General features: G+C 69.9%; 12 protein-coding genes and 1 pseudogene. 4 read left to right on the forward strand and 9 right to left on the reverse strand.

Annotated features, from left to right (window positions below; genetic code table 11):
* Window positions 1–93 precede the first annotated feature (93 nt).
* A complete protein-coding gene (locus ACW7GZ_RS13375; protein ID WP_457009679.1) occupies window positions 94–3549 on the forward strand; it encodes an amidohydrolase family protein in 3456 nt (1151 codons plus the stop codon).
* Between the two features lie 124 nt (window positions 3550–3673).
* Here the strand turns inward: ACW7GZ_RS13375 and ACW7GZ_RS13380 are convergent, their stop codons facing one another.
* Window positions 3674–5572, reverse strand: a complete 1899-nt coding sequence (locus ACW7GZ_RS13380) for a DUF885 domain-containing protein (RefSeq protein WP_457004837.1) — start codon at window positions 5570–5572, stop codon at window positions 3674–3676.
* Window positions 5573–5739: 167 nt separating this feature from the next.
* Here ACW7GZ_RS13380 and folE point away from each other — a divergent pair, with 167 nt between their 5' ends.
* Together folE and ACW7GZ_RS13390 are read left to right on the forward strand one after the other, a co-directional pair.
* Complete coding sequence (gene folE, locus ACW7GZ_RS13385) at window positions 5740–6339, forward strand: GTP cyclohydrolase I FolE (protein ID WP_457004838.1); 600 nt, start codon at window positions 5740–5742, stop codon at window positions 6337–6339.
* Between the two features lie 111 nt (window positions 6340–6450).
* On the forward strand, window positions 6451–6690 hold the full coding sequence (locus ACW7GZ_RS13390) for a hypothetical protein (protein ID WP_457004839.1): 240 nt from the start codon (window positions 6451–6453) through the stop codon (window positions 6688–6690).
* A 10-nt stretch (window positions 6691–6700) separates the two neighbouring features.
* On the opposite strand, the gene ACW7GZ_RS13395 is transcribed toward ACW7GZ_RS13390, so the two are convergent.
* The 5 genes and pseudogenes from ACW7GZ_RS13395 to ACW7GZ_RS13415 form a co-directional block, all read right to left on the reverse strand.
* A complete protein-coding gene (locus ACW7GZ_RS13395) occupies window positions 6701–7036 on the reverse strand; it encodes a hypothetical protein (RefSeq protein WP_457004841.1) in 336 nt (111 codons plus the stop codon).
* A gap of 104 nt (window positions 7037–7140) precedes the next feature.
* A complete protein-coding gene (locus ACW7GZ_RS13400) occupies window positions 7141–7557 on the reverse strand; it encodes a barstar family protein (protein ID WP_457009681.1) in 417 nt (138 codons plus the stop codon).
* Window positions 7554–7829 (reverse strand): annotated as a pseudogene (locus tag ACW7GZ_RS13405) (ribonuclease domain-containing protein); the annotation flags it as partial. The pseudogene ACW7GZ_RS13405 and the gene ACW7GZ_RS13400, both read right to left, overlap by 4 nt.
* A 118-nt stretch (window positions 7830–7947) precedes the next feature.
* Window positions 7948–8292 (reverse strand): I78 family peptidase inhibitor, encoded by a 345-nt coding sequence (locus tag ACW7GZ_RS13410; protein WP_457004844.1) that lies wholly within the window; start codon window positions 8290–8292, stop codon window positions 7948–7950.
* 128 nt (window positions 8293–8420) lie between these two features.
* On the reverse strand, window positions 8421–8906 hold the full coding sequence (locus tag ACW7GZ_RS13415; RefSeq protein WP_457009683.1) for an MgtC/SapB family protein: 486 nt from the start codon (window positions 8904–8906) through the stop codon (window positions 8421–8423).
* Between the two features lie 202 nt (window positions 8907–9108).
* On the opposite strand from ACW7GZ_RS13415, the gene ACW7GZ_RS13420 reads away from it, so the two are divergent.
* Window positions 9109–10365 carry a lytic murein transglycosylase gene (locus tag ACW7GZ_RS13420; protein ID WP_457009830.1) on the forward strand — a complete coding sequence of 419 codons (1257 nt, stop codon included), beginning with the start codon at window positions 9109–9111 and terminating at the stop codon, window positions 10363–10365.
* Between the two features lie 9 nt (window positions 10366–10374).
* Here the strand turns inward: ACW7GZ_RS13420 and ACW7GZ_RS13425 are convergent, their stop codons facing one another.
* The 3 genes from ACW7GZ_RS13425 to ACW7GZ_RS13435 all read right to left on the reverse strand — a co-directional run bounded on the left by ACW7GZ_RS13425 (window position 10375) and on the right by ACW7GZ_RS13435 (window position 12848).
* Window positions 10375–10590 (reverse strand): helix-turn-helix transcriptional regulator, encoded by a 216-nt coding sequence (locus tag ACW7GZ_RS13425; protein WP_457009685.1) that lies wholly within the window; start codon window positions 10588–10590, stop codon window positions 10375–10377.
* A 33-nt stretch (window positions 10591–10623) separates the two neighbouring features.
* Window positions 10624–11241 (reverse strand): hypothetical protein, encoded by a 618-nt coding sequence (locus ACW7GZ_RS13430; RefSeq protein WP_457004846.1) that lies wholly within the window; start codon window positions 11239–11241, stop codon window positions 10624–10626.
* A 161-nt stretch (window positions 11242–11402) separates the two neighbouring features.
* The gene (locus ACW7GZ_RS13435) at window positions 11403–12848 is read right to left on the reverse strand and encodes an Hsp70 family protein (protein ID WP_457009687.1); all 1446 of its coding nucleotides are present in this window, start codon (window positions 12846–12848) and stop codon (window positions 11403–11405) included.
* Between the last annotated feature and the right edge of the window lie 121 nt (window positions 12849–12969).

The raw sequence follows: 12969 nt of genomic DNA on the forward strand, positions 1-12969 counted from the left end.
AAGGAAAGCCGGGCCGGACCGGGACTTTCGAGCGATGCCCTGCGCGGGCGCGGCGATTATCGTGGGTGGTTTGGCCCAGACGGATATCGCTGCATGACACGCAACGCCCTTGCCCTCGCCCTTGCCGGCGTACTCGCCACCTTCCCCGCGCTGGCCCAGAACCCGCCGCCGGCGCCGCCGGCCCCGGAGCGCACGCAGCAGCAGGACGACCGCACCGACACGCAGGACAGCGACCGCAGCGACAACGTCGAACTCGAGCAAGAGTCGCTTGACGCCGCCGGCGCCAACCAGGCCGAGGCGCCGCTGGACAGCGCCCGCGGCCTGCGCAAGGACGCCAACGGTGACGAAGAAGCGGCCAAATGGAACGTCGAGTCCACCCAGGGCACGCCGAAGACCGTCCGCTTCGAGACCAGCGAAGGCACCTGGATGGACGTCGACGTCTCGCCCGACGGCCGCCAGCTGGTGTTCGCGCTGCTCGGCGATCTCTACCGCATGCCGATCACCGGCGGGGCCGCCACCCGCGTCACCACCGGTCGCGCCTGGGACGTGCAGCCGCGCTGGTCGCCGGACGGCCGCCGCATCGCCTTCACCTCCGACCGCAGCGGTGGCAACAACATCTGGACCATCGCCGCCGACGGCAGCGATCCGCGCCAGGTCACCGAGGAGGACTTCCGCCTGCTCAACAACCCCACGTGGACGCCGGACGGCCAGTACATCGTGGCCCGCAAGCACTTCACCTCGACGCGCTCGCTGGGCGCCGGCGAGCTGTGGCTTTACCACGCCGCCGGCACCAGCGGCGGCATCCAGCTGGTGGAGAAGGCCAACGAGCAGCAGGACATCGGCGAGCCGACGGTCTCGCCCGACGGCCGCTACGTCTACTTCTCGCAGGACGTGAGCTCCGGCGGCGCTTTTGACTACAACCGCGACCCGCACGGGGTGATCTACGCGATCAAGCGCTTCGACCGCCAGACCGGCAAGACCGAGACCGTGGTCGCGACGCCCGGCGGCGCGGTCCGGCCGCAGGTGTCGCCCGACGGCAAGACCCTGGCCTTCGTGAAGCGCGTGCGCGACGCCAGCGTGCTGCACCGGATGGACATCGCCAGCGGCGAAGTGCGTCCGGTGTGGGACGGGCTGAGCCACGACCAGCAGGAAGCGTGGGCGATCTTCGGGCCGTACAGCGGCTTCGGCTGGACGCCGGACTCGAAGTCGGTGGTGGCCTGGGCGCAGGGCGGGCTGTGGCGCGTCGAGATGGCCAGCGGTGCCGCGTCGAAGATCCCGTTCACCGCCCAGGTGGAGCAGGTGGTGTCGCAGCCGCTGCGCTTCGAGACGACGCTGCCCGAGGGCCGCTTCAACCCGCGCATGATCCGCGACGTGGCGACTTCGGCCGACGGCGGCACCCTGGTCTTCCACGCGCTGGGCCAGCTGTGGCGCAAACCGCTTCCGGGCGGCACGCCGTCGCGCCTGACCGCCAACCGCGACGTCTACGAATACCAGCCCAGCTTCAGCGCCGACGGCCGCCAGCTGCTTTACACCACCTGGTCGGACGACGGCCTGGGCGCGATCCATGTGCGCGGCGCCGGCGGCACCGCCGAGGGCCGCAAGCTCACCGCGGAGCCGGGCTTCTACTACCACCCGCGCTTCTCGCCGGACGGGAAGCACGTGGTCTACAGCCGCAGCAGCGGCGGCGGCCTGACCGGCAGCCTGTGGGCGGGCGAGCGCGGCATCCACGTGGTGCCGGTGGGCGGCGGCAAACCGGTGCGCGTGGCCGAAAGCGGGCAGTCGCCGCAGTTCAGCCACGACGGCGCGCGCGTGCTCTACCTGGCCGGCAACGGCATGGAGAAGAAGCTGATGTCGGTGGGCCTGCACGGTGAGGACCCGCGCGCGCTGTTCGACCTGAAGTACGTCGACTCGGTTCAGATCAGCCCCGACGGCAAGTGGGTCGCTTTTACCGAACTCTTCAACGCCTACGTGGCGCCGATGCCCGAGGCCGGCCGCACCATCACCCTCGACCGCAAGACCAAGGCGCTGCCGGTGCGCCCGGTGAGCGCGGACATCGGCAGCTACCTGCACTGGGCGGCGGACTCGAAGTCGCTGCACTGGATGGTCGGCGACCGCTACCACTCGCGCCGCCTGGACCAGACCTTCGACTTCCTGCCCGGCGCGCCGGCGGAGATCGCGAAGCCGACGCCCGGCGGCGGCATCGCCGTGGGCCTGGACGCGCCCGTATACGCGCCGCGCGACGTGGTGGCCTTCACCAATGCGCGCATCGTCACCATGCGCGACGCGGAGAACGCCGAGGAGGTGATCGAGGGTGGCACGATCGTGGTCGACGGCAACACCATCACCGCGATCGGTAGCGCGGGCACGGTGCAGGTGCCGTCGGGCGCGCGCGTGGTCGACGTGGCCGGCAAGACCGTCATCCCCGGCATCATCGACGTGCACGCGCATGCCTCGAACTTCGGCCAGGGCGTGGTGCCGCAGCAGAACTGGGCGTACTACGCCAACCTCGCCTTCGGCATCACCACGCTGCACGACCCGTCGGCGACCACCGAGTTCGTGTTCTCGCAGTCGGAGCTGCTGCAGGCCGGGCGCATGGTCGGCCCGCGCATGTTCTCCACCGGCACGATCCTGTACGGCGCCGATGGCGGCTTCAAGGCCGAGATCGACTCGCTCGACGACGCCCGCAGCCACTTGCGCCGGATGCAGGCGAACGGTGCGTTCTCGGTGAAGAGCTACAACCAGCCGCGGCGCGCGCAGCGCCAGCAGGTCGACCAGGCCGCGCGCGAGCTCGGCATGCTGGTGGTCGAGGAAGGCGGCTCGACCTTCCACCACAACATGACCATGATCCTGGACGGCGTCACCGGCATCGAGCACAACCTGCCGATCGCGCCGCTGTACGCGGACGTGGTGAACCTGTGGAAGGAAACCGACGTGCGCAACACGCCGACGCTGGTGGTGAGCTACGGCGGCTTGTCGGGCGAGTACTGGTGGTACGCGCGCGACAACGTCTGGGAGGACGCCAAGCTCAACCGCTTCTTCCCGCGCGAGACGCTGGACGCGCGTTCGATCCGCCGCGAGACCGCGCCGGACTGGGACTACCACCACATCGAGGTGGCGAAGTCGCTGAAGACGCTGCGCGACGCCGGGGTCAAGGTGCAGGTGGGCGGGCATGGCCAGCTGCAGGGCATGGCCACGCACTGGGAGACCTGGATGCTGACCCAGGGCGGCTTCAGCAACTTCGAGGCGCTGCGTGCGGCGACCATCGACGGCGCGGACTACCTCGGCATGGCCTCGCAGCTGGGCTCACTGGAGGTCGGCAAGCGCGCCGACCTGGTGGTGCTGGACGGAAATCCGCTGGACAACATCCGCCATACCGCGGACACGCGCTATGTGATGGTGGACGGGCGGCTGTTCGATGTCGCGGCCGACATGGCGGAGATCGGCAACCAGGCGGTGCCGGCGCCGACCTTCTACTGGCAGCACCATGGGCACGGCCAGTCGTTCGGCGAATCCTTCGGACCGACGTCGGTGTGCCACGGCGTGCACTAGGTATCGCGGGAAACTGTAGGGGCGGCTATAGCCGCTCCTACAAAAGCTGCAGCCCACGCAAGGGCTGTAGTGTCCAAAAAAGATGCTGCAGCCCCATAGGGCTGCAGCACTTCCGGGAGGCCGCTCAGCCGGCCTTCTTCAAGGCGATCCAGCGGTCCACGCGCTGCTCCAGCAGGTCCAGCGGCATGGCGCCGCCGCCGAGGATGGTGTCGTGGAAGCCGCGGATGTCGAAGGCGTCGCCGAGTTCGGCTTCGGCCTTCTTCCTCAGCTCCTGCATGCGGATCATGCCGATCTTGTAGGCGGTGGCCTGGCCCGGGAACACGAGGTAGCGCTGGATCTCGGAGCGGATCGCGGCGTCGGGCACCGAGCTGTTCTCGCGGAAGTAGGCGACCGCCTGCTCCTCGGTCCAGCCTTTGGCGTGCATGCCGGTGTCGACCACCAGGCGGATCGCGCGCCACATCTCCGACATCAGGCGGCCGTACTCCGAGTACGGGTCCTGGTAGGTGTCGGGCATCTCCTTGGCCAGCCACTCCGAGTACAGGCCCCAGCCCTCGTTGTAGGCGGTGTCGAAGACCTGCGTGCGGAAGGTCGGCACGCCGGTCAGCTCCTGCGCGATCGAGATCTGCATGTGATGCCCCGGCAGGCCCTCGTGGTACGCGATCACCTCAAGCTCGGTCTTCGGCATCGCGTTCATGTCGGAGAGGTGCGCGTAGTACACGCCCGGGCGCTTGCCGTCCGGTGACGCCGGGTTGTAGTGCTGGGCGGCGCCGTCCTGTTCGCGGAAGGCTTCCACGCGCTTCACCACCAGGTCGGCCTTGGGCAGCAGCCCGAAGTACTGCGGCAGGTGCTGCTTGATGTTGTCGATCGCCTTCGTGGCGTCGTCGATGTAGGCCTGGCGGCCGGCGTCGGTGTCCGGATACAGGCGCGCCGGGTCGGACTGCACGTGCTTGAAGAAGTCCTGCAGGTCGCCCTCGAAGCCGATCTGCGCCTGCACCGCCTCCAGCTCGCCGCGCAGGCGCGCGACCTCGGACAGGCCGAGCGCGTGGATCTGGTCGGCGGTCATGTCGGTGGAGGTATTCTCGCGCAGCTGGTAGGCGTAGTAGGCGGCGCCGTTGGGGTGCGTCTGGCCGACGCCGGTGGGGTTCTCGGCGGCCTTCGGCAACTCTTCGGCGGCGAGCGCGAGGATGCGTTCATAGGCCGGCTTCACGTCGTCCACCAGGGCCTTGCGCGCCTCTTCCTTCAGTTCGGCGGCCCGCTCGGCGGTGACCTTGCCGGACTCCGCCAGCGCGTCGGCCTTGGCCTGGGCATCGGCCCAGAACGCGCTGTCGGGGCCGTCGTCGAAGGGCGCCCCGGCGATGATCTTGCGCGACTGGTCGGCCACGCCTTCCCAGGCGAACCTGGGCGGGCGGATGCCCTGCGCCGCCGACGCGCGCGTGCGTTCAAGCAGGATGTCGAAGGTCGCCGGCAGCGCGCGCAGGCGCGCCACATAGGCCTGGAAATCCGACTCGTCGTCGACCTTGTGGAAATTGATCATGAAGGTCGGCGCCATGCTGTGCATGCCGTTCATCTGGTCGAACGAGTAGCCGTCGAGCAGGAACGGCATGCCGTCGCGCGCGCTTTCGTACTGCTTCTTCCACAGGTTCCAGGACAGCTGCGCCTCGGGCTCCAGGCGGTCGTAGTCGAACTGCGCCTCCATGTCCTTCACCGAGGCCTCCATCCAGTCCAGCTGCCTGCGGATCCCGGCCTCGGAGACATCGTCGATCCGGTCGTAGAGCTCCTTGCGGCCGAGGAAGGTCAGCTGGACCGGGCTGAACTGCAGCTGCTCCTCGTACTTCTCCTCGAACCAGGCATTGAGGCGCGCCGTCTCGGCTCCGGGATCGGCCACCGTCGCGTTCGTGGCGGCCGTCGTCGCCTGGTTGCCGGCGGCCGCGGCGGTGCCGGGGTCGTTGCAGGCGGCCAGGCCGAGGGGAAGGACCAGCGCGAGGGCGATGGCGAGGGGCGAGCGGGCGGAAGCGGTTCGCATCTGGGGCTCTCCGGAGGGAGGGAGGGTTGGGGTGCCGAGGCAGGATCGTGGCCCGACTTTCCCATGAATGCGGGTGCCGGGTCAGGGCCATTGGTCCGGGGCCTGCGTCCTGGCCCGCCGCCGCGGCGCGGTACCATGGCGGTTTTCAGGCGACAGGAAGCAGGGCGATGGCCAATCCGGACGATCAGCGCAACGGCGTGGGCCGCGACGAGGCCGAGGCCGCTGTCCGCACCCTGCTGCGCTGGGCCGGCGACGACCCGGCGCGCGAAGGCCTGCTGGACACCCCCAAGCGCGTGGCCAAGGCCTACGGCGACTGGTTCAGCGGCTATGCCGACGATCCACGCGAGTACCTCGAGCGCACCTTCGAAGAAGTCGCCGGCTACGACGAGATGATCGTGCTGCGCGATATCGAGTTCGAGAGCCACTGCGAGCACCACATGGCGCCGATCATCGGTCGCGCCCACGTCGGCTACCTGCCCGACGGCAAGGTGGTGGGCATCAGCAAGCTCGCGCGCGTGGTCGACGCCTATGCGCGCCGCTTCCAGGTGCAGGAGAAGATGACCGCGCAGATCGCCGCGGTCATCCAGGACGTGCTGAAGCCGCGCGGCGTGGGCGTGGTGGTCGAGGCCAGCCACGAGTGCATGACCACCCGCGGCGTGCACAAGCGCGGCGTGAGCATGGTGACCTCGAAGATGCTGGGCGGCTTCCGCGACGACGCGCGCACGCGCTCGGAGTTCCTCCGCTTCATCGGCGACCCGCGGGCCTGATCGACGGAGCGTCGCGGGCCCGGCACGGCGGCGGGTTGCAGGCGCGAGCGTCTTGCGGACCGCGGGGATCCTCGTGCAGGCTGGACTGCCGATACGCCCGAGGAGAGTCCCATGCGCGCGATGTGCTTCGCCTTTGCCGCCGGTGCCGCGGCGCTGCTGCTCGGCGCCTGCGCCGCCACGCCCGAGTACTACGACACCAACGCGGCGGTAGACGCCAACCCACTGTGCGCCAGCAGCAGCGATCGCCCCGGCGAGCCGGTCTCGCGCGACTGCGTTCGCGACAGCGGCGCCACGATCAGCAGCGACCGCCCAAGCCAGCCGATCGACTTCCGCAAGGGCGGCGACGACTGAAGACCGCGGCTCAGTCCGTCGGTGGCTCGTTGGCCATCGGCGAATCGACCGGCGGTGGCGGCTGCTGGGTCTCGTCGATCGGCGGCACGGTGGGGTTCATCGGCGGCGTGGCGGGATCCACCGGCGGCAGGCTGGGATCCACCGGGGGCGGAAGTGCCGGGTCGACGACGGGTGCCGGGGCAGGCATGGCATCGTCGGCCGGCAGCGCGCCGGGTTCCGTGCGCTCCGCAGCCGGGGTCTGCGCCGAAGGCAGCTCATCCACGGGGGTGTAGGCCTGGCTCGGGTCGCTGCAGGCCGCGAGTGACAGCGCCAGTGCGGCGCCGGTGATCGGGAGGAGTCGCTTCATCGCAGTTGTCCACGGTCAGGGGCTCGCGGCCCAGTGTCCGCGTGTGGACGTATGCGCGGTGTCCTTTTTTCGCTAAGACCGTGTGTACGGCGTATGCACGCCGGTCACGGCGCCGACACCGGCAGCAGCGCCCAGAACGGCACGCCCGCGCGGGCGTGGTGGCGTGCGGCTTCGTCGAGGATGTCCAGCAGGGTGACGAAGTCATCGCCGGCGCCCTCTCGCAGGCCGCCGCAATGATCCAGCAGCAGCAGGTAGCCCGGTGCCGGCAGCCAGGACAGGTCCCCCAGGCTGTCTGCCAGCGCGTCCCAGTTGCCGCCGAAGGTCGACGGGAAGTCGAGCGCCGCGGCGAGTCCGTCGAGCAGCGCGGCCTTGTCGTCGGCGAACTCCAGGTCCACGGCGCGCACCGCGAAGTCCAGCGAGGTGGCTGATTCCACCAGCGCGGCGCGATCGTGGATATCGACGAAGTAGGCCGCCGCCTGGCTGGCATCGGCCAGCATCGCGCCAAGCTCCAAGCCGTTCATGGCCGGTCCCCGCGTTCGAAGGCGCGGAAGCTCCGGTAGTGATCCTCGGTGTAGTACCACTCCGCGGGCGGGTCGCCGCCGGTGACGATGCGGCGCGCGCCGCGGTCGCGCGAGCCCGGGGTATCGACGGTGAATTCGCGGTAATGGCCGCGCGGTCGCTGCGGCAGCAGGCGTTCCCGGTTCTGGAACACGCCGCCGTCCTGGCGATGCGGATACGGCCCGCCGCGGTCGATCAGGGCCAGGGTCGCCTGGGCTTCGGCAGGCAGGAAGGCGAGCGCCGGACCGTCCTGGCGTTCCAGCACCTGCCACATGCCGACCAGCAACAGTGCCGCGACCAGCCAGATCCAGCTGCGCGGTGCGCGCTTCCCCCGGTTGCGGCGTGCCATGGGCCTAGCCGCAGCTGACCTTGATGATGCGGCGGTCGTCGTCGATCTCGATGTTCAGGCGCCCGGCGCGGTAGTCCATGGTCACCGCCATGCCCGGGCGGATGACGCGGACGCCGCGCGCGCCGGCGGCGGCCTTTGCGCGTTCGCCCACGGCTTCGTCCAGCAGCTGGCCGACGAACTGCTCAGCCGCCTTGGCGTCGCAGCTGCCGCCAAGTCCGCCATCGACGATTTTCGGGGGTGCACCGTTCACTGGCGTGGGCTCGCGTGCGGGCGAGCAGGCGACGACAGCGAAGGCCAGCGGCGCGGCCAGCAGCACGGCAAGATGGCGAGCGGAGTGGAAGCGGGACATGGGCGGTTCCTCATGGTCATGGCGGGATCATGCCGCATGCGCGGCGGGGGTGTTGCGGACGGGCGTGCTGTGACGGGCGTGGGATGGCCGGACGTGCGGTTGGCGGATATTCCGGCGCAGGTATGCGGTCATGACTTTTCGGGCTTCGGTTCATCGGTGCCAAGCCGTGACTCGAGCCGCCGGAACACGGCCAGTACCACCACGCACAGCAGCGAAGCACCCAGCGCGAGCAGGTAGCTGCCGAGCCCGGCGGCGATGCCGATCGCGGCCGCCATCAGCAGCGAGCTGGCGGTGGTCAGCCCACTCACCTGCTGGTCGCCGCGGGCGCGGAGGATGGCACCGGCGCCGACGAAGCCGACCGCGGCCACCACCGATTCGATCAGGCGACCGGGGTCGATGCGCAGCAGGTCGCGATACTGCTCCTGGGTGAAGTGTTCGGCCACGACGTCGCCCAGGCCGACGATCAGCGCCGCGGCGCCGGCGATCATCATGTGCGTGCGCAGGCCGGCGGCGTGGCGGCCGAGCTCGCGCTCGATGCCGAGCACGCCACCAAGCGCCATCGCCGCGGCCACCCGCGCGAGGATCCAGAGTTCGGTGTTCTGCAGTACGTCCATCGTGTGTCCTTGTCGTGCGGCCCCGCCGATGACAGCGCAGCGGCGGTCTGCCGGCCGTGAAGTCGCCTGTTCATCGCGCGTGGCGCATGCCGAAGCGGCGCGTGCCTACAATCCGGCGAGTCGAACACGGAGTTTCCGGATGCGCCTGATTCCCCCGCTTGCCACGCTGGTCCTTGTCCTCGCCCTGCCGGCCGCCGTTGCAATGGCGCAGCCGCAGGGACCGCTGCAAACGACACAGGCAGCGCCCCAGCTACCCGCGCAGACCTTGCCGGCTCCGCCCGCCCAGCCCGGGCCAACGGCTGCCGAGCTCGCCACGTTCAAGGGCTGCATGGTCAAACTGCGCGGCGCCGCTGCGGGCAAGGGCGTCGCGGCCGGCAGCTTCGACCGCCTGACCGCCGACCTGGTGCCGGACATGAGCGTGCTGCCGCTGCTCAACCAGCAGCCCGAGTTCAGCACGCCGATCTGGGACTATCTGGCCGCGCTGGTCGACCAGCAGCGCATTGACGACGGCCGCGCCATGCTCGCCGCGCACGCCGCGACGCTTGCGCGCGCGCAGGCGGAGTACGGCGTGGACCCGGCCACGGTGGTGGCGGTGTGGGGCGTGGAGAGCGACTACGGCCGGAGTTTCGGCAAGCGGCCGCTGCTGGTCTCGCTGTCCACGCTGTCCTGCTTCGGGCGGCGGCAGCCGTTCTTCCAGGGCGAGCTGGTCGCCACGCTGCAGCTGCTGGCGGGCGGGGACCTGGTCGATCCAGGCATCACCGGATCCTGGGCAGGTGCCTTCGGGCACACGCAGTTCATGCCCAGCACCTACCAGCGCATCGCGGTGGATTTCGACGGTGACGGCCGCCGCGACCTGGTGGGCAGCATCCCGGATGCGTTGGGATCCACCGCCAATTACCTGAAACGATCCGGCTGGCGCACGGGCGAGCCCTGGGGTTACGAGGTGCAGCTGCCGCAAGGATTCAACGCCGCGCAGGCAGGTCGGACAAATCGCAAGCCGCTGTCGGAATGGGTGAAGCAGGGCGTCAGGCGCGTGGATGGAAGCGCCGTCGGTGGAGTGGCCGCGGACGCGCGTGCCGCGGTGATCCTGCCTGCCGGCGCCAAGGGCCCGGCGTTCCTGGTGTTCAAGAACTTCGACGCGATCTATTCCTACAACGCGGCGGAGAGCTATGCCCTTGCCATTGCGCACCTGGCCGATCGACTGCGCGGAGGCGCTGCCTTTGCCACTGCCTGGCCCACGGACGACCCCGGCATCGGGCGCGCGGAGCGGCGGGAGCTGCAGGAACTGCTGCTGGCGCGCGGGCACGCGATCGGCGAGGCGGACGGCATGGTCGGCACGCTGACGCGGCGGGCGATTGCCGCAGAGCAGGCGCGACTGGGCTTCACGCCCGCCGATGGGCGCGCGGGGTTGCGCATCCTGACGGCGCTGCGGGATGAACAGGCCCCTGCAGCGCAGTGAGGCCGAGGCTCAGGGCGTCTTCCAGCGGAACACATCCTCCACGCCCACGTCGAACGCGCGCGCCAGCCGGAACGCCAGTTCCAGCGACGGTGCATAGCGCCCCGCCTCCAGCGCGATGATGGTCTGCCGGGTCACATGGCAGACATCGGCCAGCTGCTGCTGGGTCATTCCGGCGCGCTCCAGGCGCAGGCGCCGGATGTCGTTTTCCAGCGGAGTGCCGGTCATCGCGTCAGCACCTCGCCAATGACGGCAGCGGCATCAGCGGCGGTCCCGCCAGTAGGTGAGCGCGATCGCCGCAGCCTCGACCAGCCAGCCGATCATCAGCACGAAAACCAGGATGTTGCCGATCGCGAAGTGCGTGGCCCACTGCAGCTTGTGCTCCGGCGACAGGCCCAGCGTTACCGCGAGGAAGATCACCCCGACCACGAGCGCGCCGCGACCCCAGGCGGCGCCGCGTGTTTCGATCTCGCGGTCGCGCTCGTCCTGCTGCACGCGGTCCTTCCAGCGCGAGGCCATGAGCCGCGACAGCACGGTCCACGCCACCAGCAGCAGCACGAGATTGGTCGCCACGCGCCGCGCCGCCGCGCGGTCATCACCGCTGAACGCCTCGGCGTGCAGGACGAAGTAGAGGGTGGCCGCCAGCATGAAGGCGAAGCCGATCCAGGCCTTCCACTCGCCGGGTGAGGCGCCTTGCTCGAACTCGCCGCGCGGCATCGAGGACACCGCGTACAGCGCCACCCACGTACAGCCGATCAGCAGGGTCATGCCCAGACCGCCGATGTCGTGACCGAACACACGTCCGCTGCCCAGCAGCAACCACAGGCCGGTGCCCGCCACGGCCAGCAGTCCGATCCAACCCCAGCGCCCGATCGTCACGACAATTCTCCCTCGGCTTGATGTAAACAAGTTTTTACATTGCGATGGGGTCGTGTCAAGTATTTTTTACATGTTGCCGGTCGGGGCGAGGGCGCGAGTTCCGCGAGGTGCGCGCGGCCCGCGCATTGCAACGCGCGCGTTTTCGCCGCGGAGCCGGGCCCTCAGGCCGCGGCCGCGCGGGCAAGCCCGGTGACCACGCCCAACGACGCATCGCCGCGCACGATCTCGACGCCCGGAAACACTTCGCCGACCAGCGCCGGCACGTACGGCGAACGCGACATGCCGCCGGTGAGATAGACCACGTCCGGCGCCTCGCCGGCGCCGGCGCCGGCTTCGCGCATCAGCGCGCGCAGCTGCATCAGGAACGGGCGGTCGGCGGCGGCTTCGAGGTGCGCGTGGTCGATGTCGCAGCCGAGGCCGTGTTCGATATAGCCGAGATCCAGCGCCACGCGTTCACTGCCGCTGAGTTCGATCTTCGCGCGCTCGACGGCGCGGTTCAGGCGCACCGTGTGGCCGGCCTGCTGCAGCGCCACCAGGCGCTGGCGATAGGGCGCCTCGACGTCGTCGAAGCTGGCGCTGCGGAAGTTGCCCTGCCGCTGCAGGTCCTGCACGTGCGAGGCCTCGTAGAAGAGATGCACGGGCGTCCTGGTCACGTTCTTCCCGAACAGCGGCATGACCGCGCGCATGCTCAGCTCCAGGTCGACGTCGGTGCCGCCGACGGGCTCGCCCCACGCGCCATGAACGACTGGTGCCGGCGCATCGCCCCCCACCAGCGCCAGCGCCATGTCGGTGGTACCGCCGCCGATGTCGAGGATCATCGTTCGACGGACTTCGCGGCTGCGACGGTGGTACTCGTAGGCGGCCGCGGCCGGCTCTTCAAGGAATTCGATGGTTTCGAAGCCCGCGGCGGACGCAGCGTCGGTGAGGATCTCCAGCGCCTGCTCGCCGCCGGCCTCCTGCATCGAGCTGCGGAAGCGCACCGGCCTGCCCATGACCGCCGAACGCACGTCCGCGCCGAGCTGCGCCGAGGCGGTGGTGCGGATGTGGCGCAAGACATGGGTGGCGATGCCCAGCAGCACGTCGCGTGCATGTGCGTCGAGCCTGTAGCCGAGCATCGACTTGGGTGAAACCACCAGATGCCCTTCACCCGCGGACAGAAATGCATCCACCGCCTCGTCGCCGTAAAGCGCGTCGTCCAGATCGGCCTTGGCGTCCATTGCGTCGCGCACTTCCGCTGCCGCCCAGTTGCGGCGCACGGCGGCGATCGCCGCGCGGCGGAGTTCATCGTCACTGCGCCGGCGCATGGTCGGGACCTGGGCCAGCGCGTCCGCGCGCTGCTGCACAGGTAGCGCCATGGCCGCCTGCCGAAGGCCTTCCAGGCGCGCAAGTTCGCGGGTCTGCTCGCCCTTGGCACTGCTCATCCAACGCGCCACGTCGCCCTGCAGTGCATCGGTCAGCTCGAACTTGTGGAGGTCCGGCAGTCGCTGCGGAAAAAATGCCGTGGTCCGGAACTGCTCCTGGTCGCCGAAGCGGATCAGTTGCACCTGGCCATCCACCACGGCGCCCGCGGCCGAATAGCTGGTGCCGAAATCAACTCCGATCCGCATGTCCAACGCCCTGCACGAAATGTCGCGGCCGCCATTGTGCCGATGCCGCGCCATCCATGCCGGGCGTGGGTCGCGGTCGACAACGCCGCCGGCATCGCCTCGGTCATCGAGATCGCGCGCC

It is taken from the genome of Luteimonas sp. A537, from assembly GCF_054052065.1.

Excerpts from the sequence above, each read along its gene's own strand:
- ACW7GZ_RS13420 (WP_457009830.1), top strand. The coding sequence starts at position 9,109 with ATGGCGCAGCCGCAGGGACCGCTGCAAACGACACAGGCAGCGCCCCAG.
- ACW7GZ_RS13380 (WP_457004837.1), bottom strand. The coding sequence starts at position 5,572 with ATGCGAACCGCTTCCGCCCGCTCGCCCCTCGCCATCGCCCTCGCGCTG.
- ACW7GZ_RS13425 (WP_457009685.1), bottom strand. The coding sequence starts at position 10,590 with ATGACCGGCACTCCGCTGGAAAACGACATCCGGCGCCTGCGCCTGGAG.
- ACW7GZ_RS13410 (WP_457004844.1), bottom strand. The coding sequence starts at position 8,292 with ATGTCCCGCTTCCACTCCGCTCGCCATCTTGCCGTGCTGCTGGCCGCG.
- ACW7GZ_RS13400 (WP_457009681.1), bottom strand. The coding sequence starts at position 7,557 with ATGAACGGCTTGGAGCTTGGCGCGATGCTGGCCGATGCCAGCCAGGCG.
- ACW7GZ_RS13435 (WP_457009687.1), bottom strand. The coding sequence starts at position 12,848 with ATGCGGATCGGAGTTGATTTCGGCACCAGCTATTCGGCCGCGGGCGCC.
- ACW7GZ_RS13390 (WP_457004839.1), top strand. The coding sequence starts at position 6,451 with ATGCGCGCGATGTGCTTCGCCTTTGCCGCCGGTGCCGCGGCGCTGCTG.
- ACW7GZ_RS13395 (WP_457004841.1), bottom strand. The coding sequence starts at position 7,036 with ATGAAGCGACTCCTCCCGATCACCGGCGCCGCACTGGCGCTGTCACTC.
- folE (WP_457004838.1), top strand. The coding sequence starts at position 5,740 with ATGGCCAATCCGGACGATCAGCGCAACGGCGTGGGCCGCGACGAGGCC.
- ACW7GZ_RS13415 (WP_457009683.1), bottom strand. The coding sequence starts at position 8,906 with ATGGACGTACTGCAGAACACCGAACTCTGGATCCTCGCGCGGGTGGCC.
- ACW7GZ_RS13375 (WP_457009679.1), top strand. The coding sequence starts at position 94 with ATGACACGCAACGCCCTTGCCCTCGCCCTTGCCGGCGTACTCGCCACC.